The following is a 23,206-nucleotide window of genomic DNA, read 5'->3' as shown; positions in this document are numbered from 1 at the left end:
ACTGACCGATGCTGGCCGGGGATTCAGTCCTGGCGGTTGTAGCCGACGCGGGTGCAGCCCAGGCAGCGAGCAAAGGCTGCAGCGCCTGGCTCGACGACCAGCGCATGACCCGCCTCTTTGATGCCGCCGCCCATGGCGCTGAACGGCAAGCTGACCACGAACAGCCCTGCGCCAATGGCGGTGGCTGCGATCAGCAACGGGCGCGCAATCAACAGATCGCCAACGATGGAAAAGGCTTTGGGAGCTTCGACGGTGTACATCGGATCGCCGCTGGCGTTCTGCTGTACCGATTGCGCCTGCACGGGCATCGTCAGCAGACCTGTGGTCAGGGCCAAGACAACAGCAGTGGAGCGAAACAGATTCATGGTGTGGTCCTTCAGCTGGGCGATACGAGGCAGGTAATTGTGGTGTTGGCCACTATAGCAGCGGCCGTCGGTTATTGATCGTGAACAACGTCAACGCCTGCGCACTCAGGCGAGATCATCGCTGGCAGCGTACGCAATAAACACTGGCCCGCTGGCCGAGGCGAATTTCGCGCAAGGTCGAGCCACAGGTCTTACAAAACTCCCCGCCCCGGCCGTAGACGAGGAGCTCCTGCTGGAAATAGCCCGGTTTGCCGTCGCCGCCGACGAAATCACGCAGCGTGGTGCCGCCACGTTCAATGGCGTAGGCAAGGATGCGCTTGATCTCTACGGCCAGCTTCATATAGCGCGCCCGTGACACTGCGCCGGCGGCACGCCGCGGATCGATTCCGGCAGCGAACAACGCCTCGCTCGCATAGATATTGCCGACGCCAACGACCACTGCGTTATCCATGATGAAGGGTTTGATCGCCATGCTGCGTCCACGCGACATCTGGTACAGACGCTCGCCATCGAACGCATCACTCAGCGGTTCCGGCCCCAGGCTGGCGAGCAGCACGTGACTCAGCGGATCATCGCTCCAGAGCAGCGCACCGAAGCGCCGTGGATCCGTGTAGCGCAGCCCCATGCCGGACTCCAGCACGATGTCGACATGCTCGTGCTTTCCGACCGGCTGATCCGCCGGAACCAGACGCAGGCTGCCGGACATGCCCAGGTGTGCGATCAGGGTGCCGACTTCCGCTTTTATCAGCAGGTATTTGGCGCGCCGCTCGACGCCTTCAATGCGCTGGCCCGACAGCCGCACATCGAGATCGTCTGGAATCGGCCAGCGTAGCCGCCGCTCGCGCACGACGACCTGGCTGACACGCTGGCCGACCAGGTGCGGCGCGATACCGCGGCGGGTGGTTTCAACTTCTGGGAGTTCGGGCATCAGAGAAAAATATGCAGTGTGGACCGGATGGCGACCTTAGCAGCTAACGCGCAGCCGGGTCAGCCGACGCCCAGTTCGCGAATGATGTCGCGCTGGCATTCAAAATCGTATTCCGACAGGCCGACGTATTCGAGCACCAGCTGCGCCACGGCATCCCACTCATGGTCTTGCGGCTGCTCACCTAATACGCGATGACAGGCGCAGATGTGCTCGGCCATCTTCAGGATCGCCAATAGCGTCTTGATCTGCGGATCGCTCCACTCGTCGCTGAACAGGGCCATGGCGTTGTGGTGATTGGCGATGGCTTCACACAGGTGCTGCGGCAATTTCCAGGAGCGCGCGACGAAATAACCCACCACGGCATGGTTGGTATTGAGCACCCGATTCTCGATGTCGGTGATGCGCGTCTCGGGACCAACGCTGGCGTAAGCCTCTTCCAGCACGGCCATATAGCCGGGGAAACGGGTCAGCATCAGCGGGATGCCGCAGTTGTGAAACAGACCGAGGGTATAGGCCTCATCAGGTGCCGGAAGACCGATCCGCTTGGCCAGCGCCAGACAGGTGCTGGCCACGTCCTGCGCCGAATCCCAGAAACGATTGAGCGTGACGATGGCGGCATCGGTCAGCTCGCCGCGGATCGATTGCGCGTTGATCAGATTGATCACCGAACGGCAACCCAGCAAATTGACGGCTTGCTGAATCGAAGCGATGCGGTTGGCAAGGCCGAAAAACGGCGAGTTCACGGTTTTCAGCAAGGCGCCCGACAACCCCGGATCCTGGCTGATCAGCCGCGCAATCGCGCGCAGGTCGGGATCAGGCATGACCTGTTCCATCTGCAGATCAACCATGATCTGCGGCTGCGGTGGAACACTGATCCCCTGCAGCACGCTGCGGATCTGTTCGTCGGTGAGTTCGATGGACATGGAGGCGGCCAGGCCTTGCGAATAGCACAAGGCCACTAAGAAAAGAGTGCGAACTTTGGCCGAGTTCATGGTCGGATTCAAGTAGATCACTTTGCAATCCGACGAGGAGGAAACGAGATGGCCGATTCGCTGAAAGGCAAACGCGTAGCGATCCTGGTAACCGATGGTTTCGAGCAGGTCGAGCTGACTGGCCCTAAGGAAGCGCTGGAAAAAGCCGGCGCGACCGCTGAGATCGTTTCGTCATCGAACGGCGAGGTCACCGGCTGGAACCACACCACACCGGCCACCAAGTTTCACGTCGACAAGACCTTCGACAGCATTCGCATGGAAGACTATGACGCCGTGCTGTTGCCTGGCGGCGTGGTAAATTCCGACACCATTCGCACCGACGAGATGGCTCAGGCGCTGGTCCGCGACGCGGCGCGAGCAAACAAGACCATCGCCGTGATCTGCCATGGCGCCTGGCTATTGGCCTCGGCCGGTCTGGTCAAGGGCATGAAGATGACCAGCTGGCCATCGCTGACCGACGACCTCAAAAACGCCGGTGCTCAGTGGGTCGACGAGCAGGTCGTGGTCGATGGTCATCTGATCAGCAGCCGCAAGCCGGACGATATCCCGGCGTTCAGCGAAGCGCTGGTCAAAGCCCTCGCCGACTGACGCCAGCCTCGTCGCGCAGAGGCATCGCGAATCCGGTCGACGCGACCTGACCGATGCCTCATCAGAGCCACCTGCTGGAAGCAACCGCGTGCAGCAGCGTTGGGCCAACCGGCTGCCCGTTCTGCATCCTGCCAGCGCTTTTGTCAGCCCGCTCGCCTATAATCGCGCCCTTTTCCCGGAGCCTCCCGATGAGCCTGCCCAGCCTGCGCCTCAAAGCCAATGCCGACCGCCGCCTGCGCGCCGGCCATCTGTGGGTCTACAGCAACGAGGTGGATACCGCAGCCACCCCGCTGAGCGGTTTTGCTGCCGGTGATCAGGCCATTCTCGAAGCGGCTGGGGGCAAGCCGCTGGGCATTGTCGGCGTCTCGCCGAACAACCTGATCTGCGCCCGCCTGCTGTCCCGCGACCTCAAGCACAGCCTGGACAAGTCGCTGCTGGTGCATCGCATCCAGGTCGCCCTCTCGCTGCGAGATCGCCTGTTCGACCAGCCCTGTTACCGCCTGATCTACGGCGACTCTGACCTGCTGCCCGGCCTGGTGGTGGACCGCTTCCACGATCATCTGGTGGTGCAACTGGCTTCTGCCACCATGGAGCGCAACAAGGACGCCGTGCTCGAAGCGCTGGTGCAGGTGCTCAAGCCGCGCGGCGTGCTGTGGAAGAACGACTCCAGCGCCCGCGACGCCGAAGGCCTTGAGCGCTACGTTGACACCGCCTTTGGCGTGGTCCCGGAATGGGTGGCGCTGGAAGAAAACGGCGTGAAATTCGAAGCGCCGGTGCTGCAAGGCCAGAAAACCGGCTGGTTCTACGACCACCGCATGAACCGCGCGCGCCTGGCGCCTTACGTCAAAGGCAAGCGCGTGCTCGATCTGTTCAGCTACATCGGTGGTTGGGGTGTCCAGGCCGCGGCCTTCGGCGCCAGCGAAGTATTTTGCGTGGATGCTTCGGCGTTCGCGCTGGATGGTGTCGAGCGCAATGCTGCGCTCAACGGCGTGGCCGAGAAGATGACCTGCGTCGAGGGCGATGCCTTCGAAGCGATGCGGGAGTTGAAGAACGCCGAAGAGCGCTTCGATGTGGTCATCACTGATCCGCCCGCGTTCATCAAGCGCAAGAAGGACATCAAGAATGGCGAAGCCGCGTACCGCCGCCTGAACGAAGCCGCCATGCGTCTGCTGAACAAGGACGGAATCCTGGTCAGCGCCAGCTGCTCCATGCATTTGGAAGAAGACAACCTGCAGAACATCCTGCTCGGCAGCGCCCGCCACCTAGATCGCAATATCCAACTGCTCGAACGCGGCAGTCAGGGGCCGGACCATCCGGTTCATCCAGCGATCCCGGAAACCCGTTACATCAAGAGCATCACCTGCCGCATCCTGCCCAACAGCTGATCAGCGTCTGACGACAGACGAAGCCCTCGCACCGAGACGCGTACGAGGGCTTCGACGGACGCTTACTCGATGCCCTTGCGCTGGTCGCTCCACAAGTAACTGGTGCACAACCCGCAGAAGCGACCATAGAAGGTGCTGCGGGCCGTTTCGTCATCCATCAGGTGATAGCGAAACCAGGCCGTCGACGGTCCGCGGTACGCCCCGCCATCACCGACCGGCTCGAAGTGAGTGACATAACGCCGCTCTCCCCAGAACACTGGCACGTTGGCCCTGGTATAGACCGGCTGCGCGTTCAGATAGGGAAAGGCAATGGTGTCGCCACCGCCGGACATCAGGAACATCGGGCCTTGCTGGTTCTGCTGTGACGCCAGGTCGTGCCCCAAGCCAATGGTGTAGGGCTGGATGGGCGCGGTCACGCTCACGCGATCATCCTGCCCGGCCATGATCGAACCACCGCCGCCCTGGGAGTGACCGGAAGTCCCGACGCGGCCAGTATTGAGCACGCCTGCGTAGGTACCGAAGCTGCGGTTGCTCTCCTGCACCAGATAATCGAGGCAGGCCAGCATGTCCTGCCCGGTTCCGGCATTGGAGGTCTCTGCCGCGGCGACGACGAAGCCATGACTGGCCCAATGCGACAACAGGCCCGAATACGCGGATGGCCCCGTTCCGGTCCCGTTGCCCCACAGCAGCACGGGATGCCGCACGCCGCCCTGCCCCAGCGTGGCGGGCCGATAGACTCGGCAGTTCGGGCCTTCGCTGCGACTGGTGGTGGCGTAGGGGCCGGAACGGTCGAAACTGGTCACGCCCGGAAACGGCGCTCCGGGTGTGTCCGGCAGCGAAGCAGCAATGGCAGACCCGCAAAACGCCAGGGCTAGCGCAGCGGCAATACCGCCGAGTTTGATGTCGAGCATGTGTATTCCTCTTCTTGTTCTATTTATCTGAAGCTACGTTGGCGCCTGCTCGAAATCCGAGCCGACGCAAGGCACCGCCCAGGCCACCCGCCCGAATCCTGAACTACGGGTGGCCAGCCAGCCCGAACCAACCCTAGCCAGCAAAACTCACTGCGCCACCTCAGGCACCGGTTAAGCGGATGAACGGCTTCGCTTGGCGCTGGCTGAATAACGCGTCATCAGCTCCAGTGTTGATGCGGTCGGCTCAGCCTGGTTGAGCGCCGGCAATCGCGCCGTTTGGCTCGCTGACAGTAACGCGCGTAGAATCGCCCGCATTCCTCGCCGCTATCCCCCGGCGGGCCATGAGCCCAGGCCGCCCGAGCGATACCCCGCCTCGATCCGGCCCCTGCGCACGCACGGCTACCTGTCGTTGCATGCGGCACAGGTGACGCTCACCATTAGCACCACTCGACCAACTGATTAGCCGCAGGAACCGTCATGCCCGATTACCGCTCGAAAACCTCCACGCACGGCCGCAACATGGCTGGTGCCCGCGCGCTGTGGCGCGCCACCGGCATGAAGGACGAAGACTTCAAGAAGCCGATCATCGCCATCGCCAACTCCTTCACCCAGTTCGTGCCAGGCCACGTGCATCTGAAGGACCTGGGCCAGCTGGTCGCCCGCGAGATCGAGAAGCACGGCGGCGTCGCCAAGGAATTCAACACCATCGCGGTCGATGACGGCATCGCCATGGGCCACGACGGCATGCTCTATTCGCTGCCGTCGCGCGAAATCATCGCCGACTCGGTGGAGTACATGGTCAACGCGCATTGCGCCGACGCCATCGTCTGCATCTCCAACTGCGACAAGATCACCCCCGGCATGCTGATGGCCGCGCTGCGCCTGAACATCCCAGTGGTATTCGTCTCCGGCGGCCCGATGGAAGCCGGCAAGACCAAGCTGGCCAGCCACGGCCTGGACCTGGTCGACGCCATGGTCATCGCCGCCGACGAAACCGCCTCGGACGAGAAGGTCGCGGAATACGAGCGCAGCGCCTGCCCTACCTGCGGCAGCTGCTCCGGCATGTTTACCGCGAATTCGATGAACTGCCTGGCCGAAGCCCTGGGCCTTGCCCTGCCCGGCAACGGCTCGACCCTGGCGACCCACAGCGACCGCGAGCAGCTGTTCCTGCGCGCCGGCCGTACCGTCGTCGAGCTGTGCCAGCGCTACTACGGTGAAGGTGATGAGTCGGTTCTGCCGCGCAATATTGCCGGCCGTCGCGCGTTCGAGAACGCCATGACCCTGGATATCGCCATGGGCGGTTCCACCAACACCATCCTCCACCTCTTGGCAGCAGCTCAGGAAGCCGAGGTGGACTTCGACCTGCGCGCCATCGACGCCCTGTCACGCAAGGTGCCGCAACTGTGCAAGGTCGCACCGAACATCCAGAAGTACCACATGGAAGACGTGCACCGCGCCGGCGGCATTTTCTCCATCCTTGGCGAACTGGCCCGTGGCGGCCTGCTGCACACCGACGTGCCCACCGTACACAGCCGCACCATGGCTGAAGGTATCGCCCAGTGGGACATCACCCAGACCCAGGACGAAGCGGTACATACCTTCTTCAAGGCGGGCCCGGCTGGTATCCCGACGCAGACGGCGTTCAGCCAGTCGACCCGTTGGGACAGCCTTGATGACGACCGCGAAAACGGCTGCATCCGCAGCGTCGAGCATGCCTATTCCCAGGAAGGCGGCCTCGCCGTGCTTTACGGCAACATCGCTCTAGACGGTTGCGTGGTGAAGACCGCCGGCGTGGACGAATCCATCCACGTGTTCGAAGGCACGGCGAAGATCTTCGAGAGCCAGGACAGCGCTGTTAAAGGCATCCTCAATGACGAAGTGAAGGCCGGTGACATCGTCATCATTCGCTACGAAGGTCCGAAAGGCGGCCCCGGTATGCAGGAAATGCTCTACCCGACCTCGTACCTGAAGTCCAAGGGGCTGGGTAAGGACTGCGCGCTGCTCACCGATGGCCGCTTCTCTGGCGGCACCTCGGGCCTGTCCATCGGCCACGCTTCGCCTGAAGCCGCAGCGGGCGGTGCCATTGGCCTGGTGCGCGACGGCGACAAGGTACTGATCGACATCCCCAACCGCAGCATCCAGCTGCAGGTTAGCGATGAAGAACTGTCCCACCGCCGCATCGAGCAGGACAAGCAAGGCTGGAAACCGGCCCAGCCACGCGCGCGCAAGGTGACCACGGCGCTCAAGGCCTACGCCCTGCTCGCCACCAGCGCCGACAAGGGCGCGGTGCGCAACAAGGCGATGCTGGACGGCTGATCGTCTGCGTTGCAGCAACAATGAAAGCCCGACCATCGTGTCGGGCTTTTTTATGCCTGCTGTACAGCGAGCGAGGCTCCAACGCTCGAGCCACCATCTGGTCCGCCGGGCACACGCCTACAGCCTCCAGTCGGCATGCACGGTGACCCAACGTTCCGACGGGTGCCTCTACCGTGCTGTCGCAGTGGACTGCGGCTACCTCACGACGTGGATCAGTGCGGGTTGCCGGCTGCTTGCCCTGTGCGAGACCGGCAGCGCTCAGTAGAATCGCGCTCCTTTTCAATCCGCAAGGATGCCCATGAACGCCCCCGAACAGCTCAACGCGAGCGACACGAACGAAGCGCTACTCTATGGCCTCGATGACCGGCCACGCCCATGGATTGCCTTTCTCGCCGCGCTGCAGCATCTGCTCGCGATCATCGTGCCGATCGTCACGCCCGGCCTGCTGATCTGCCAGGCCATCGGCGTATCGCCGCGCGACACCAACATCATTGTCTCCATGTCGCTGGTGATCTCCGGCATCGCCACCTTTCTGCAGTGCAAGCGCTTCGGCCCGCTCGGCGCCGGGTTGCTGATCGTGCAGGGCACCAGCTTCAACTTCGTCGGCCCACTGATCGCGGGCGGCGTGCTGATGGTCAAGCAGGGCACGCCGGTCGAAGGCGTAATGGCTGCGATCTTCGGCGTAGTGATCGCCGGCTCGTTCATTGAGATGGGCGTCTCGCGCGTGCTGCCTTTCATCAAGCGGCTGATCACGCCGCTGGTGACCGGCATCGTGGTGCTGATGATCGGGCTGACGTTGATCAAGGTCGGGCTGATCAGCATGGGTGGCGGCTACTCGGCCATGGGCAACGGTACCTTTGCCAGTCGCGAAAACCTGCTGCTCTCCGGCGTGGTGCTGGCCGCCATCGTCGTGCTTAACCGCCTGCCCGTGCAGTGGATGCGCAGCTGCGCGATCATCATCGCGATGGCCATCGGCTATGCGCTGGCCGCCTACCTGGGCCGACTGGACTTCACTGGTATGCGCGAAGCCGAGCTGTTCGAAGTGCCGATGCCGTTGCACTTCGGCCTCGGCTTTTCCTGGAGCCTGTTCATTCCGATGGTGGTGATCTATCTGGTCACCTCACTCGAAGCCATCGGCGACATCACTGCCACCAGCAAGCTTTCGCGTCAGCCGGTGGAAGGCCCGCTATGGATGCAGCGCATCAAGGGCGGCGTGCTGGTCAACGGCGCCAACTCGCTGCTGGCGGGCTTCTTCAACACATTCCCGAGCTCGGTGTTCGCGCAGAACAACGGCATCATCCAGCTCACCGGCATCGCCAGCCGTTACGTCGGTATGTGGATCGCGGTGATGCTGGTGATCCTCGGGTTGTTCCCGGCAGTCGCCGGCGTGCTGCAGGCGGTTCCGGAGCCGGTGCTGGGCGGTGCAGCTCTGGTTATGTTCGGTGCGGTAGCGGCCGCTGGCATCAATATTCTCGCGGGCATCAAGCTGGACCGTCGCGCGTTGCTCATCATTTCCGTATCGCTGGCGCTGGGCCTGGGCTTTTCTCAGGTGCCGGAGTTCCTCGCGAACCTGCCGGTAGCGCTGCGCAACGTGCTGGAATCCGGCGTGGCCACCGGCGGCATCTGCGCCCTGGTGATGAACTGGTTCCTGCCCGAGTCGCCAGCAAGTGCGGAGCAGGATCCGGTCTGATCAACCGGTCCGCGCTTCCTTAGCGAGGCGCCGGCAGACCTCATCGGCAATCGCCAGGGCAGCCGTCAGTCCTGGTGATTCGATGCCGAACAGGTTCACCAGCCCCGCAATGCCATGCTCGGCAGGCCCGTCGATATAGAAGTCCGCTGCCGGCTCGCCGGGCCCGCTGATCTTCGGCCGAATGCCGGTGTACGCCGGCTGCAGCGCACCATCGGGCAATGCCGGCCAGTAACGTCGGATCGCCGCGTAGAAGCCCTCAGCGCGGCTTTCATCCATCCTGTAATCGAGGCTGTCGACCCACTCGACATCAGGGCCGAAACGCGCCTGCCCGCCGAGGTCCAGCGTGAGATGCACGCCCAGGCCGCCGGGCTCGGGCATCGGATAGACCAGATGGCGGAACGGCGTGGCAGTCGCCAGACTGAAATAGCTGCCCTTGGCGAAATAGCGCGGCGGCACCTTGTCGACAGGCAACCCTTTGGTGCGCAACGCAATCGCAGGAGCTGCGTGACCTGCGCAATTGATTAGCGTCTTGGCGAGCAAGGTCATCGGCTCAGCCCCGCCGACGTCCAGTTTCAAGCCGTCATCCATCACCTCGACAGCCTCCACTGGTGCCAGCAAGGCCAGCAGCGCGCCCGCGGCTTCGGCATCACCCTGCAGCGCCAGCATCAAGGCGTGACTGTCGACGATCCCGGTGCTGGGCGACAACAGGCCAGCCACGGCGTTGAGCTGCGGCTCCAATGCCTTCAACTCAGCGCCATTGAGCCGCTGCAGATCGTCTACGCCGTTGGCCAAGGCGTGCGCCTGTAACGCGTCAAGTCCTGCCAATTGCGAGTCATCGGTGGCAACGATGAGCTTGCCGCAGCGCCGGTAGGGAACGCCGTGGCTCTCGCAGAAGGCATAAAGCGCGTCGCGCCCGGCCACGCACAGCCGTGCCTTCAGCGAGCCCTGCGGATAGTAGATGCCGGCATGAATGACTTCGCTGTTACGCGAGCTGGTGCCGGTGCCGGTTGCCGCTTCGGCTTCCAGTATCAACACCTCGCGCCCGGCCAGGGCCAGTGTCCGCGCGACTGCGAGCCCCACCACGCCGGCCCCGATCACGACGCAATCGACCTGCTCCATTTGTTTCCCCTTCGTTTAGGCGAGCGCCAGACTGCCGCAAGATCGAACCAGGGCCAAGTCTCGCTTGCCCAACCCTCAGGCAATTTCGAAAACGGGAGCCACCATGCGCATCGGCGTCATCTCCGACACTCACGGCCTGCTGCGCCCTGAGACCCTCGCGGCGCTACAAGGCTGCGAGCGCATCATCCACGCCGGCGACATCGGCAAACCCGAGGTATTAGAGGGGCTGCGCGCACTGGCGCCGCTCGATGTGATCCGCGGCAATGTCGACAGCGGTGACTGGGCGGCGGAGGTCCCGGAGCATCTGGACCTGGAAATCGGCGGCTTGCGCGTCTACGTCACCCACGACGTCAAGACGATGGGCATCGACCCGATTGCAGAGCAGGTCGACGTGGTGATTGCCGGCCATTCACACCAACCGAAGATCGAGCAGGTCAACGGCGTGCTCTTCCTCAATCCGGGAAGCGCAGGCCGCCGCCGCTTCACCTTACCTATCAGCCTGGCGCTGCTGGACATCGAGGACGGCCAGCCGCGCGCGCAGCTGGTGACGCTGGGTTAAGCGCTCAGCTCACGCCCATGTAGCGGTCGCTGCGGTGATTGATCGCCAGCACCAGATTCAGTGCCACCGCGCCCAGCACCGAAAGCGCAACCTTATCCAGCGGCACGATGAAGACCGCCGCCAGCACGATCAATGCATCGATGCCCATTTGAAAAGTGCCGGCGCGCAGCCCGATGCGCTCCTGCAGGAACAGCGCAAGGATGTTTACCCCGCCGAGGCTGGCCCGATGACGGAACAGCATCAGCAGCCCGACGCCCATGGCGAAACCGCCAAACAGCGCCGCGTAGTAGATGTTCAGCTCGGCAAAGCGGATCCAGTTCGGGGTCAGCTCGGCCAGCAGCGACACCAGTCCCACCGCGATCACGGTGCGCAACGTGAAGCTCCAGCCCATGCGCCAGATGGCCAACAGATAGAACGGAATGTTCAGGGTGAAGAACACCAGCCCGAAAGGCCAGCCGGCGAAGTACTTGAGCAGAAAGGCCAGACCGACCGTGCCGCCGGTCAAGAGCCCGGCGTGGCTGTAGAAGGCGATCCCCAGCGCCACCATCGCGGTGCCCAAGAGCAGCGCAAGGGCGTCCTCCCAGAGCGGATGGCGGACAAATATCGGCGCAATGGTTTCCGCCTGCTCAGCGTCGCATTGCACTGGGCTCGGCTTGTCGTTGTGCATGGAAAATGTCTCGTGTGGAGCGGACGGAAAGCATAAGCACTGACGCCAGGTCAGGACTTGGCGTCAGTCAAGGAAGCGTAGGGTGACGGGCTTAGCGCCGCTGCCAGGTCTCAAAGCGGTAAGCCGGCGTTTCACCCTCGGCCGGGTGTGCCTCGCTGTCGACACGTTCCCAGTCAGCTTCGTCATAGGCGGGGAAAAAGGCGTCGCCCGCGGGATTGGCTTCGATGCGGGTGAGATAGAGCCGCTGCGCCTGACCCAGGGCCTGGGTATAGAGCTGCGCGCCGCCGATCAGCATCAGCTCGTCGACGCCTTGCTCACGCGCCCACTGCTCGGCGCGAACCAGCGCAGCATCCAGCGTGGTGAATGTTTCGGCACCTTCGACTTGCAGATCGGGCTGACGGCTGACCACCAGGTTCAAGCGCCCCGGCAGTGGGCGGCCAAGCGAATCCCAGGTCTTGCGACCCATGATGATCGGCTTGCCGAGGGTCGTGGCCTTGAAGTGTTTGAGGTCGGCCGGCAGATGCCAGGGCATCTTGTTGTCCAGCCCGATGACGCGGTTATCCGCCAGGGCTGCGATCATTGCGAGGGGAAGAGAGGTCTGATTCATGGCCGCGAGGATAGCAGAGCGCCCGCCGGGCAGTCAGCGCCGCCAGATACACGTCAGCATCATCGAACGGTCATATCCGGTTTACCGAAGCGTCAAGCTGTGGTCATTATCAAACTTCAGGCTAACCGCTCCCCTTCCAAGGAGACGCCCGCAATGGCCCGCCACAGCCGCCTTACCCTGCGCCACCTGCTTGCCGCCTGCAGCCTGCTGCTGCCGGTCGCTTCGTTTGCCGCCACACCCGATGCTTCGGTTGCCGCCAAGCACGGGCGCGATGAACCCCGTCCGCTGATCATCGCCCACCGTGGCGCCAGCGGCTACGTGCCCGAGCACACGCTCGCCTCTTACGCGTTGGCGATTCTGCAGGGTGCCGATTACGTCGAACCCGATCTGGTGATGACCCGCGACGGCGAGCTGGTAGCCCGTCATGACAATGAGCTGGGGCTGACCACCGACGTGTCGCAACGCCCCGAGTTCGCCGACCGCAAGCGCACGCAGAGGGTGGATGGCGTGAAGCTCACCGGCTGGTTCAGCGAAGACTTTACCCTGGCCGAGTTGAAGACACTGCGCGCCATCGAGCGTATACCAACGATCCGTCCGGGTAACGCGCGAATGGACGGCAGCCTGGAAATCCCGACGCTGCAGGAAATCATCGATCTGGTGAAGATCCTGCAGCTGAGCGAGCGCCGCCGTATCGGCCTGTACCCGGAAACCAAGCACCCGACGCACTTCCAGAAACTTGGCCTGGCGATGGAAAAGCCGCTGGTCAGCATTCTTCATCGCAACGGCTACGCGGGCCGCAGCGCGCCGGTCTATATCCAGTCGTTCGAAGTGGAAAACCTGAAAATCCTCAGCCGGATGACGCAGCTGCGCCTGGTCCAGCTGTTTGGCGGCGGTCAGCCTTACGATCAAAAGGTTCGCGGCAGCGACCTGACCTACGCACAGATGGCCACGGCCGAAGGGCTCAAGGCGATCTCCCGCTATGCAGCCGGCGTCGGCCCGGAAAAGGGCTACATCATCCCGCGCGATGCCAACGGCAATCTCGGCCAGCCGACCGACTTCGTGCCGAACGCCCATGCGGCGGGCCTGAAGGTGCACCCGTACACCTTCCGCGCCGAGAACGTGTTCCTGCCGACCAACTTGCGCAACGGCGATTCGCCAGCCGAGCGCGGCAATGTCGAGGCTGACATCCAGGCCTTCCTCGATGCCGGTATCGACGGGCTGTTCATCGACCAGCCGGACATTGCCGTACGCCTGCGCCAACAGCAGAACTGACCGATACAGCCACGGGTTGATCGCCCCTGGCTGGGGGGAGGTGACAAGCAGCCGGTGTCAGCGGATGACGCCGGCTTCGCGCAATGCGTTAAGGCTGGTTTGATCCTTACCCAGCACCCGCCCGAGCACCGAGTCGGTGTGTTCGCCGTGCAACGGCGGGGCCTTTGCCGCAACCGTCGGCGTGCGCGACAGCCGCAACGGGCTGCGCACCATACGCACCTCGCCTGCCACCGGATGCTCGGCGCTGACTACCAGATCGCGGTAGCGTGCCGTTTCCGATTCAAGCGCCTGCGCGACATCCTTCACTTCGCCGACCGGGATCGCCTGCGCGCGCAGGGCTTCGATCAAAGCCTCGCTGGGCCACTGCGCAAATGCCTGCTGCAACAGCGGAATCAGCAGCTCGCGATGCTCGGTGCGGCCTTTGTTCTGGGTGAAGCGTGGATCACTGTGGAGTTCAGGACGCTTGAGTACCTCCAGGCACAAGCGCCGGTACTGCTCGTCGTTGCCCACCGCCAGAGCGATGCTGCCGTTTGCGGTGTTGAACAGCTGGTAGGGCACGATGCTGGCGTGGGCATTGCCGTAGCGCTGCGGCACCTTGCCGGTGTTGAGATAGCCAGAGGCGACGTTGGCCAGAAAATGCAGCGCGCTGTCGGACAGGGCAATATCCACGGACTGGCCGAGTCCGGATTTTTCGCGCTCGTACAGCGCCGCAAGAATGCCCTGAACGGCGTTCATGCCGGTCACCAGATCGATGAAGGCAACACCCAGGCGCATCGGCTCGCCCTCTTTGTCACCCGTGATCGACATGAAGCCGCTCTCGGCCTGAATGATGAAGTCGTAGCCTGGACGGTTCTCCATCGGGTTACCGCGGCCGTAACCGGTGATCGAGCAATGGATCAGCCGTGGATTGATCGCGGCCAGTGTTTCGTAATCCAGCCCGAGGCGCTTGAGACTCGCCGGCAGAAAGTTCTCGACTACCACATCGGCCTGCGCAGCCAGGTCGAGGATCAACTGGCGGCCTTCGGGCTTGCGCATATCCACCGCCAGGCTCTGCTTGTTGCGATTGGCGCTGAGGTAGTAGGTGGAGATGCCGGCCTTGGCCGGCGGCATCCAGCTGCGGGTGTCATCACCCTCCAGACTTTCGATCTTCCACACCTCGGCGCCAAGGTCGGCCAGGGCCATGGTCGACCAGGGCCCTGCGAGGATGCGAGTCAGATCCAGTACCTTGATGCCTTGCAGAACGCTCATCGACTCTCCTACATATTTGAACGGGCGATGGCGACGAAATTGGCGCAAGCGGGTCGAAACCACAACAGATGGCCTGCAAACATCTGTGCGATTACCGAACCGTTTTTCGCTCATCGGACTCCCGTCAGGGTTCGATCCTTTTAAGGTGGCAGCGTCGGCTGATCGCTACACGTGCAGACTTACAACAACTACAAGAAGAGAACACCACCATGCCCCTGACTATAAAGCGCACCCTGAGCCTGTTCCTCCTGGCTGCCACGCTCCCCCTCGCCTCGCTGACCCAGGCCGCCAAATGGCCGACCGACACCGTTCGCCTGGTGGTGCCCTACGCGCCGGGTGGTACGACGGACGTGCTGTCGCGCAAAGTCGCCGATCTTTTGCAGCAACAGGTCGGCACGGTGGTTGTCGAGAATCGGCCGGGCGCCGGCTCGACCATGGCTACCGGACAACTGGCCCGCGGCGGGCGTGGCGCGGATCACACCATCCTGATGGCGTCTCCCGGGCATACCATCGGCCCGGTGATCTACAAGAAGCTGCCCTACGAGCCGGTAAAAGACTTCAAATTCATCCGCAACATCATCGAAATCCCCAACGTCATGGTGGTACCGGCCGACAGCCCGTACAACTCGGTAGAGGAATTCGTCGAGGCGGCCAAGACCAAGGAAATGACGTTCAGCTCTGCCGGCATCGGCAGCTCGATTCACATGTCCGGCGAGCTGTTCAAGACCATGACCGGCACCAAGATGACCCACGTGCCCTTCCGCGGTAGTGGCGAAGCGCTGCCGGCACTGCTCAGCGGTGACGTCGACGTCTCCTTTGAAAACATGCCGACGGTGCTGTCGCACATCCAGTCCGGCAAGCTCAAGGCGCTGGCCGTGACCTCGAAAGAGGCATCGCCCTACCTGCCCGATGTCGAGCCGCTGTCGAAGGTCGGCGCGGACCTGGGTCTTGGCGAATTCGTCACCACCGCCTGGTTCGGGCTGATCGCCGACGACCAGATGTCCGACCAGGCCGTCGAGACGCTACAGACCGCGCTGGACAAGGTCATGGACGATCAGGGCTTCAAGGATTTCGCCGCACAGATCGGCGGAGAGCCGGCGACCGAGGAAGGCGATAGCTTCCGCGACTACGTTGCTGAAGACGTTCAACGCTGGCAGCGCGTCGCAGGCCAGGCCGAGCTGAACTGATCGGAGACGCGCCATGACCACCAACGCCGCGCTGCGCCGCCCGCGCTGGGCCAATCTCAACACATGGCTGGGCGCGTTCTGGCTGATCGCGGCGCTGGTGTTCCTGTTCTATCTAGTGCCGAACCATATCGACGAAGCGCCCATGGTCGACAATCCCATGCAGTCGCCACGCTGGCTACCCAGCGTGGCGGGCTGGCTGATCGTGGCATTGTCGCTGGCATTGATCGTCGAGGGCTGCTTACGGCCGCCGGACCAAATGGCAGAGGACGAATCCGAACGTGCGCCGGCCCGGCGCTGGCTGCTGATGTTGGCCGGGCTGGGCGCTTACTGGGTGCTGTTCGACCTGCTCGGCGCCATCGCTGCTGGCATCCTTGGCACGCTCTTGTTGTTTGCCGCTCACCCTGTGCGCAAGCCCTGGCTTTACCTGCTGGCGATCGCGTTGCCGTGGCTGGTAAGCCTGCTGTTCATCCACGTACTGAATGTCCCGCTGCCCTCCGGCACGCTCTGGAACTGACAGCGCCCTCACGCGAGTAACCGAATGGAAGGTTTTTCCGAAGTCCTGGACTTGTTCCTCAGCGTCGACAATTTCATCGCTATCTTTATCGGCGTATTGATTGGGGTGGTCATCGGAGCGATTCCTGGCCTTACCGCGACCATGGCCGTAGCACTGGCCTTGCCCTTCACCTTTTCCCTGGAGCCGGTGACGGCAATTCTGCTGTTGGTCGGCATCTACAAGGGCGGCATGTACGGCGGCTCGATCACCGCCATCCTGATTCACACGCCAGGTTCTCCGGCCGCTGCCTGCACCCTGCTCGACGGCTATCCACTGACGCAACAGGGCAAGGCAAAGAAGGCGCTGCAGATGGCGCTTTACTCGTCCTGTATTGCCGATGTGCTATCGAACCTGGCGCTGATCCTGTTTGCCTCCTACCTGGCCAAGGTCGCGCTCAATTTCGGGCCGCCAGAGTTTTTCTGGCTGATCTGCTTTTCGCTGACCATCATCGTCTCCATCGCGGGCGACTCGCCAGTCAAGGGTCTGATCGCCGCCAGCTTCGGCGTCATCGTCTCCATGATCGGCATGGATGCGGTGTACGGCAGCCAGCGCCTGACGTTCGATAATTACAACCTGATGGACCGGGTGTCCTTCGTGCCGTTGCTGATCGGCCTGTTCGCCATACCCGAGGTGATCGACTTCTACCTGAAGAAGGCTGGCCCCCATATCCGCGCCGCTTCCAGCGGAGCAGGCCTGACGCTTAGCGAGCTCAAGTCCAGCCTGGTAACCATCGTGCGCGGCTCGTTTATCGGCGTGATCATCGGTGCCATTCCGGGCGCCGGCGCCACCGCCGCGTCATTCATTTCCTACAGCGAAGCCAAACGCCGATCGGCCAACCGGGCAAATTTCGGCAAGGGCGAGCTTGAAGGCGTCGCCGCGGCCGAGTCAGGCAACAATGGCGTGGCTGGCGCGACGCTCATTCCGCTGCTGTCGCTGGGCATCCCCGGCGACGTCATCACCGCGATCATCCTTGGCGCCTTCATGATCCATGGCCTCACGCCTGGCCCGGTGCTGTTCCAGGAAAACCTGACGCTTGTCTACGCGTTGTTCTGCGGGATCATGCTGAGCTCGGCGGTGCTGCTGTTCGTCGGTCACGGCGTGATCAAGTATTTCTCGCTGATCGCCGAGATTCCCAAGGCTATCCTCCTCCCCATCGTGCTGATGTTCTGCGTTTACGGTGCCTTCGCCGTGAATAACAGCCTGTTCGACATTGGCCTGATGCTGCTCTTCGGCGTGATCGGCTATCTGTTCAACCGCACCGGCTTCGCGACAGCGCCCTTCCTCCTGGGCTTCATTCTCGGGCCGATGTTCGAGGACAACCTGCGGCGCACGCTGCTGATCGGCCGCGGCGACCCCATGATCTTCTTCCGCGGCCCCATCACCTGGATCTTCATCGTGCTCACCGCGCTGTCGCTTTTCTTCGCGGTAAGGCGTTATTGGCAGGAGCGTATCCGGGCGCGCTGAGCTGTTCGCCCTTGTGGCCGGCACCGGTTATCCTCAGGACCGAGCCCTTCTCCGAGAAACCGCGTGCCCGCACCTCCTCCGCCATCACCGAATCCCCTTGACCGTCTCTGGCTGACCGAAGCCGTGCGGCTGCGCGAAGAACACGCCGGCCCGCTGGACGACGCCGAAGCCAATCGCCAGGCCCGAGCACAGGGCGGTGAACTGCCTGAACTGATCGAGCACCGCGCACTGTGGCTGGCACGCCGTGACGGCCTGATCGACGCACTGCGCCATTGGCGTCAGGGCGCGCGGCTGGCGGGTTTCGCGCTGGTTCTGCTGGCGCTGTTGACCGGTGCCGGTCTGGCATTTGCAGCGCTGGGTGACGGTATTCGGCCGGTCAACGTGTTCTGGGCGCTGGGCAGCCTGCTCGGGCTGAACCTGCTGACCCTGCTGGGTTGGCTGCTGGGCTTCGTCTTTGCTGGCGATGCCGGAGGTGCGCTGGGCCGGTTGTGGCTCTGGCTCAGTGAAAAGCTGGCCCGTGATGCCCGCGCCGTGCAGTTGGCCCCGGCGCTGTTGGCGGTTCTGGAGCAACGGCGTCTTGGGCGCTGGCTGCTCGGGCTCGGGGTACACGGTGTTTGGCTGATAGCGATGGCCAGCGCGCTGCTGACCCTGCTCGCGCTGCTGGCGACACGTCGTTACGGCTTCGTCTGGGAAACCACCATCCTCGGCGAAAGCACATTTATCAGCCTGACCCAAGCGCTCGGCGCGCTGCCGTCGCTGCTGGGTTTCAGCGTGCCGGACATCGCTCAGATCCGCGCCAGCGGCGACCTTGCCAGTGACGCGGAAAGCGCACGCCAGAGCTGGGCGGGCTGGCTGGTCGGGGTGCTGCTGATCTACGGGCTGATTCCGCGCCTGCTGCTGGCGCTGTTCTGCCTCTGGCGCTGGCGGCGTGGACGGGCACAGCTGCGGCTCGACCTGCAGCTTCCGGCCTACCGCCTGCTGCGTGAGCGGCTTCAGCCACCCACTGAACGCCTCGGCATCAATGATGCCGCGCCGCCACAGCTGCATGCGCCGAGCGCCGGAGCGCAACTGGACGGCAGCGAGGGCGCGGTGCTGGTCGGCATCGAGCTGGACCAGAGCCATCCCTGGCCGCCCAAGCTGCCGAAAACGGTCGCCGATGCAGGCGTGCTGGATGATCGCGAGCAACGCCGGCGGCTGCTGGAACAGCTGACCCGCTTCCCACCGCAGCGTTTGGCCATTGCCTGCGACCCGCGTCGCTCACCAGACCGTGGCACGCTGGCCCTTATCGGCGAGCTGAGCCGTTGCGCCGCAGAGAGTCGCATCTGGTTGCTGCAGCAGCCCACTGGCGAAGCGCTGGACAGCCATCGCCTGCAGGATTGGCACCAGGCGCTGGATGGCCTCGGTCTACCCCATTCGGGAAGCGCCCCGGTGAGCTGGCTGGAGACTGGCCATGATTGAGCTTGGCTCGATTCTGGTAAGGCCCAGCGTGCTGCCGATCAAAGCGGTGGCAACGTCGACAGCTTCGGCTGCACGCGGGCTATTACAACAGCAGCGGATGTCTGCTGGAGCCACTCTATTCGTCCCTTGCCGCACCACAGCCAGACTGGAGTCTCGACCATGAGCGCACCGCTAAAACTCGCCCTGGTCGGCCACACCAATGTCGGCAAGACCTCGCTGCTGCGTACCCTGACCCGGGACGTCAGCTTTGGCGAGGTCTCGCATCGACCGAGCACCACCCGTCACGTCGAAGGCGCACGCCTGTCGGTCGATGGCGAACCGCTGCTCGAGCTCTACGACACCCCCGGCCTGGAAGACGCCATTGCCCTGCTCGACCATCTGGAGCGAATCGAACGCCCTGGCGAGCGCCTCGACGGCCCGGCCCGCACCGCGCGGTTTCTCGACGGCAGCGAAGCGCGCCAGCGTTTCGAGCAGGAGGCCAAGGTGCTGCGCCAGTTGCTGGCCAGCGACGCCGGGCTCTACGTGATCGATGCGCGCGAGCCGGTGCTTGCCAAATACAAGGATGAGCTGGCGGTGCTGGCCGGCTGCGGCAAACCGCTGCTGCCGGTGCTCAATTTCGTCGCTCAGCCTGGCCATCGAGAGGAACAGTGGCGTGAAGCCCTGGCGCGGCTGGGCCTGCATGCGCTGGTGCGTTTCGACAGCGTGGCGCCGCCGATCGACGGCGAGCGCCGGCTCTATGAAAGCCTGGCGCTGCTGCTGGAACAGTCGCGGCCCAAGCTGCAGCGCCTGATCGACGACCATGAAGCCCAGGCCCTGGCACGGCTGAGCGAAGGCAACCGCCTGATCGCCGAACTGTTGGTCGACGTTGCCGCCTGCCGCCGTAGCGTGGCGGCGCAGCCAGACCTCGAGCGCGGGGCCATCCGTGAGCTGCATGACGCCGTACGCGCCCGCGAACAGGGCTGCGTCGAAGCCCTGTTGCGGCTCTATGGCTTTCGCTCGCAGGATGCCGCGGCGGCCGATCTGCCACTGCTCGACGGACGCTGGGGCGACGACCTGTTCAATCCCGAAACGCTGAAGGAGTTGGGCGTAAAAATCGGCGGCGGGATGGCGGCCGGCGCCGCCGCCGGTGCCGGGGTCGACCTGATGGTCGGCGGCATCACCATGGGTGCCGCGGCGCTGCTGGGCGCGCTTGCCGGCGGCGGTGCGCAGACCGCCAGGCACTATGGGAACCGGCTGCTGGGCAAATTCAAGGGCCAGCGCGAGCTGACGGTTGATGATGCGGTACTGCGCCTGCTTGCCCTGCGTCAGCGCCAACTGCTGATAACCCTTGCCGCCCGTGGGCACGCCGCGATGGAGGCGATCCGTCTTGATGCACCGGACGACAAGACCTGGCGCGAAGGCAAGCTGCCCGAGGCGCTGCACCGCTGTCGCGCGCATCCGCAATGGTCATCACTGAATCCAGGCGCACGGTTGCAAGACAGCGAGCGACAGGTAGCGATTGAGGGACTACTAGCCAACCTACGCAAAGACTGAGCCCGGTTGGCGCCGTGAAGAGCGCTCGCCGGCATGGCGGGGCCAGGCAGCGCTCCGCTTTAGCCCGCCGAACAGCGGTTTGGGGGCAATATGCTTCCGGGTGGTTTGTGGTGGGCTGAAGCCCACCCTACAAAGCGGAGCCTGCAGAGTGAGAGAAGACTAACCCGCGCATGCAGGCCAACCGCACCAATAGTGAATGGTGAATGGTGAATGGTGAATGGTCGTAGGGTGGGCTTCAGCCCACCGTTTGGCGATCAGTCCCTGCCGGTAACGCACCATCAACGGTAGACGAACGCGGCGCAGGCGAATCCGAACGGCTGAGCCACAAGGTGCCCAGTGTCGCAATCATAATCAGCAGCCCGCCAATCCATCCCTGCATGCCCAGTCGTTCGCCAAACCAGAGCCCCGCGATGAGGGCGCCAAACAGCGGTTCCGAGCCCATCAGTAATGACACCCGCGTCGCGCTGGTACGGCCCAGCGCCAGGTTCTGTACATAGAGCGCAAACAAGGTTGCGAAGCCGACCAGATACAAGGTGGCGGCCCAGAACGCTGGGCTCTGCGGCAAGGCCGGCAGGCCTCCCGGCAACGACAGACCCAGCACCAGGCAACCCGATGCGACCACTCCACTCTGCACCGCCGTCAATGCCAGGGGCGGCACGCCGAGATTGGCAGTCAGGCGTCGCGTCAGACAGACCAGTACGGCGCGCAGCACCGCTGCTACAAGCATCAGCCCGTCACCCAGGTTGAGGGATATCGCCATTCCACCAGTCAACAGCCAGACGCCGACCAGCGACAGCGCACAGGCGGCGAACAACAGGTTACTTGGACGCTGGCGCAACATCGCCCATTCCACAAAGGGCGTGAACACCACGCACAAACTGATAAGAAACGCGGCATTGCTGGCCGTTGTCAGCATCACGCCCCAGGTCTCGCAAAGAAAGATGCACAGCATCACCAAGCCCAACGGCAAGCCCGGTCGAATCGCACGTAGCCCTTCTCCGCGCAATTGTGGCAACAGCAATATGAACGTCAGCCCAAATCGAATGGCCAGAAACCCCAGCACCGGATAGAACCACAGCGCCTGCTTGGCCACCGCATAGCTGCTGCCCCAGATGATCGCCACCACCAGCAGCATGGCATCGGCCAGCCAGAGGTTGCGTCGCGCCATACCACTCAAGTTCTGCATTTCGATTGCTCGGTTGAATCAACGAGTCGATTGTCCATTGCTACGCTGAGATCGATAATCCAGCGATTCGGAAAAGGACTTGTGCGTCATGAGAACGAATGACAGCGCCTCTCTGCTGCCGGGCATGGCGGTTTTTGTGCGCGTGGTCGAGGCCGGGAGTTTCTCCGCAGCGGCCCGTGAACTAGGCACCACCGCCTCGGCGGTCAGTCGCCAGGTAGCGCGACTGGAACACGCCTTGTCGCTACGACTGCTGGAGCGCACCACGCGCCAGCTGCGGCTGAACGAAGCCGGCAGTGAGTGCTATGCGCACTGCCGCACGATGCTGGACGCCGCCGACCAGGCACTGGCCATCGGTGAGCGCCTGATGAGCAGCCCGCGTGGGCTGGTGCGCCTAAGCGTGCCCAAGGCCTACGGCAAGTTCGTCATCAGCCCTTTGATGCCGGGCTTCCTGCAGCGCTACAGCGATGTCGATGTGCAGTTGCAGGTCAGCGATCAGAGCCCGGATCTGATCGAGGATGGCTTTGACCTTCTGGTGAAGGTCACTGATCAACCGCCCGAAGAACTGGCTGGCAAGCCACTCGGAGCGGTGCGTCAAATCCTGTGCGCCAGCCCGACGTATCTCAGCCTGCACGGTGAGCCCCAGCACCCGCAGGAACTGCTGCGCCATAGCTGCCTGTATCTGGGGGAGAGTGCAGGCGACAACCGCTGGCATTTCGGCTGCGGCGAACAGCAGGAAGTGGTGACAGTGCGGGGGCGCTACATCTGCAACCACAGCGAAGCGCGGCTGGAGGCGGCGCTGGGCGATATCGGTCTCACCGTGCTGCCGCAGTTCACGGCGGCGCAGGCACTGGCTGAGGGACGTTTACGTGAGGTGCTGCCGCAGTGGCGCTACACCGGCTCGTACCAAGGCGCAGCCTGGCTGCTGTGGCGGCAGAACCAGCACCTGCCGCCCAAGCAACGGGTGCTGATCGATTACCTGAGCGAGACATTGGCATCGCGCTGAGCACACGACAGCGGGCATGCCCTCGGTGGGCTGAAGCCCACCCTACCGGCGGGCGGTCGGACTAACGGACAGAATGAAGCCGAGCGCCCCGCCCCATCTTTCTTTCTGCCGTCGATACGCAACCAGCCACTGACTCAGACTCCATGTAGGGTGGGCTTCAGCCCACCAGCCAGGG

21 protein-coding genes are annotated in these 23,206 nt (G+C 63.5%); 12 read left to right on the top strand and 9 right to left on the bottom strand.

The features are described from left to right. Positions 1-23: 23 nt before the first annotated feature. The 3 genes from ALTERO38_RS00490 to ALTERO38_RS00480 all read right to left on the bottom strand — a co-directional run bounded on the left by ALTERO38_RS00490 (position 24) and on the right by ALTERO38_RS00480 (position 2,216). A complete protein-coding gene (locus ALTERO38_RS00490) occupies positions 24-365 on the bottom strand; it encodes a multidrug transporter (RefSeq protein ID WP_102836638.1) in 342 nt (113 codons plus the stop codon). Between the two features lie 115 nt (positions 366-480). Further along, a complete protein-coding gene (gene mutM, locus ALTERO38_RS00485) occupies positions 481-1,293 on the bottom strand; it encodes a bifunctional DNA-formamidopyrimidine glycosylase/DNA-(apurinic or apyrimidinic site) lyase (RefSeq protein WP_159966868.1) in 813 nt (270 codons plus the stop codon). Positions 1,294-1,352: 59 nt separating this feature from the next. After that, the gene (locus tag ALTERO38_RS00480) at positions 1,353-2,216 is read right to left on the bottom strand and encodes an HDOD domain-containing protein (protein WP_148925968.1); all 864 of its coding nucleotides are present in this window, start codon (positions 2,214-2,216) and stop codon (positions 1,353-1,355) included. 117 nt (positions 2,217-2,333) lie between these two features. On the opposite strand from ALTERO38_RS00480, the gene ALTERO38_RS00475 reads away from it, so the two are divergent. Then, positions 2,334-2,873, top strand: coding sequence for a type 1 glutamine amidotransferase domain-containing protein (locus ALTERO38_RS00475; RefSeq protein WP_102836636.1), 540 nt, complete (start codon positions 2,334-2,336; stop codon positions 2,871-2,873). Between the two features lie 188 nt (positions 2,874-3,061). Beyond that, positions 3,062-4,258 (top strand): class I SAM-dependent rRNA methyltransferase, encoded by a 1,197-nt coding sequence (locus ALTERO38_RS00470; protein WP_102836635.1) that lies wholly within the window; start codon positions 3,062-3,064, stop codon positions 4,256-4,258. A gap of 62 nt (positions 4,259-4,320) precedes the next feature. Here ALTERO38_RS00470 and ALTERO38_RS00465 read toward each other — a convergent pair whose 3' ends face one another. Then, positions 4,321-5,169, bottom strand: a complete 849-nt coding sequence (locus tag ALTERO38_RS00465; protein WP_159966867.1) for an alpha/beta hydrolase — start codon at positions 5,167-5,169, stop codon at positions 4,321-4,323. A 477-nt stretch (positions 5,170-5,646) separates the two neighbouring features. Between ALTERO38_RS00465 and ilvD the strand changes: the two genes are divergently transcribed. Further along, on the top strand, positions 5,647-7,485 hold the full coding sequence (gene ilvD, locus ALTERO38_RS00460) for a dihydroxy-acid dehydratase (RefSeq protein ID WP_159966866.1): 1,839 nt from the start codon (positions 5,647-5,649) through the stop codon (positions 7,483-7,485). Positions 7,486-7,783: 298 nt separating this feature from the next. Further along, the gene (locus ALTERO38_RS00455; protein WP_159966865.1) at positions 7,784-9,175 is read left to right on the top strand and encodes a uracil-xanthine permease family protein; all 1,392 of its coding nucleotides are present in this window, start codon (positions 7,784-7,786) and stop codon (positions 9,173-9,175) included. Here ALTERO38_RS00455 and ALTERO38_RS00450 read toward each other — a convergent pair whose 3' ends face one another. Continuing rightward, positions 9,176-10,294, bottom strand: a complete 1,119-nt coding sequence (locus ALTERO38_RS00450; RefSeq protein ID WP_159966864.1) for an NAD(P)/FAD-dependent oxidoreductase — start codon at positions 10,292-10,294, stop codon at positions 9,176-9,178. It lies immediately after the preceding gene. A 103-nt stretch (positions 10,295-10,397) separates the two neighbouring features. Between ALTERO38_RS00450 and ALTERO38_RS00445 the strand changes: the two genes are divergently transcribed. Beyond that, complete coding sequence (locus ALTERO38_RS00445) at positions 10,398-10,853, top strand: metallophosphoesterase family protein (protein ID WP_159966863.1); 456 nt, start codon at positions 10,398-10,400, stop codon at positions 10,851-10,853. A gap of 4 nt (positions 10,854-10,857) precedes the next feature. Here the strand turns inward: ALTERO38_RS00445 and ALTERO38_RS00440 are convergent, their stop codons facing one another. After that, the gene (locus ALTERO38_RS00440; protein ID WP_159966862.1) at positions 10,858-11,520 is read right to left on the bottom strand and encodes a YitT family protein; all 663 of its coding nucleotides are present in this window, start codon (positions 11,518-11,520) and stop codon (positions 10,858-10,860) included. Between the two features lie 91 nt (positions 11,521-11,611). Next, complete coding sequence (gene folA / locus ALTERO38_RS00435) at positions 11,612-12,127, bottom strand: type 3 dihydrofolate reductase (protein ID WP_159966861.1); 516 nt, start codon at positions 12,125-12,127, stop codon at positions 11,612-11,614. A gap of 153 nt (positions 12,128-12,280) precedes the next feature. On the opposite strand from folA, the gene ALTERO38_RS00430 reads away from it, so the two are divergent. Continuing rightward, positions 12,281-13,399, top strand: a complete 1,119-nt coding sequence (locus ALTERO38_RS00430; protein WP_159966860.1) for a glycerophosphodiester phosphodiesterase — start codon at positions 12,281-12,283, stop codon at positions 13,397-13,399. Between the two features lie 57 nt (positions 13,400-13,456). On the opposite strand, the gene ALTERO38_RS00425 is transcribed toward ALTERO38_RS00430, so the two are convergent. Further along, the gene (locus ALTERO38_RS00425; protein WP_159966859.1) at positions 13,457-14,647 is read right to left on the bottom strand and encodes a CaiB/BaiF CoA-transferase family protein; all 1,191 of its coding nucleotides are present in this window, start codon (positions 14,645-14,647) and stop codon (positions 13,457-13,459) included. A gap of 209 nt (positions 14,648-14,856) precedes the next feature. Here ALTERO38_RS00425 and ALTERO38_RS00420 point away from each other — a divergent pair, with 209 nt between their 5' ends. The 5 genes from ALTERO38_RS00420 (at position 14,857) to ALTERO38_RS00400 (ending at position 20,842) form a co-directional block, all read left to right on the top strand. Next, positions 14,857-15,834, top strand: a complete 978-nt coding sequence (locus ALTERO38_RS00420; protein ID WP_159966858.1) for a tripartite tricarboxylate transporter substrate binding protein — start codon at positions 14,857-14,859, stop codon at positions 15,832-15,834. Positions 15,835-15,847: 13 nt separating this feature from the next. Then, the gene (locus ALTERO38_RS00415) at positions 15,848-16,348 is read left to right on the top strand and encodes a tripartite tricarboxylate transporter TctB family protein (RefSeq protein ID WP_159966857.1); all 501 of its coding nucleotides are present in this window, start codon (positions 15,848-15,850) and stop codon (positions 16,346-16,348) included. A 24-nt stretch (positions 16,349-16,372) separates the two neighbouring features. Further along, positions 16,373-17,851: a tripartite tricarboxylate transporter permease gene (locus ALTERO38_RS00410; protein ID WP_159966856.1), complete on the top strand. Its 1,479-nt coding sequence runs from the start codon at positions 16,373-16,375 to the stop codon at positions 17,849-17,851. 63 nt (positions 17,852-17,914) lie between these two features. Beyond that, on the top strand, positions 17,915-19,309 hold the full coding sequence (locus ALTERO38_RS00405; RefSeq protein ID WP_159966855.1) for a DUF2868 domain-containing protein: 1,395 nt from the start codon (positions 17,915-17,917) through the stop codon (positions 19,307-19,309). Positions 19,310-19,468: 159 nt separating this feature from the next. Beyond that, positions 19,469-20,842 carry a GTPase/DUF3482 domain-containing protein gene (locus ALTERO38_RS00400; RefSeq protein WP_159966854.1) on the top strand — a complete coding sequence of 458 codons (1,374 nt, stop codon included), beginning with the start codon at positions 19,469-19,471 and terminating at the stop codon, positions 20,840-20,842. A gap of 235 nt (positions 20,843-21,077) precedes the next feature. On the opposite strand, the gene ALTERO38_RS00395 is transcribed toward ALTERO38_RS00400, so the two are convergent. Further along, on the bottom strand, positions 21,078-22,028 hold the full coding sequence (locus tag ALTERO38_RS00395) for a DMT family transporter (RefSeq protein WP_159966853.1): 951 nt from the start codon (positions 22,026-22,028) through the stop codon (positions 21,078-21,080). 88 nt (positions 22,029-22,116) lie between these two features. On the opposite strand from ALTERO38_RS00395, the gene ALTERO38_RS00390 reads away from it, so the two are divergent. Continuing rightward, positions 22,117-23,031: a LysR family transcriptional regulator gene (locus ALTERO38_RS00390; RefSeq protein ID WP_159966852.1), complete on the top strand. Its 915-nt coding sequence runs from the start codon at positions 22,117-22,119 to the stop codon at positions 23,029-23,031. Positions 23,032-23,206: the final 175 nt, after the last annotated feature.

Origin of the sequence: Pseudomonas sp. 9Ag (assembly GCF_902506445.1) — a bacterium.
In the GTDB taxonomy this organism is placed as follows: domain Bacteria; phylum Pseudomonadota; class Gammaproteobacteria; order Pseudomonadales; family Pseudomonadaceae; genus Stutzerimonas; species Stutzerimonas stutzeri_AB.
This window is presented reverse-complemented; position numbering and strand designations above follow the sequence as displayed.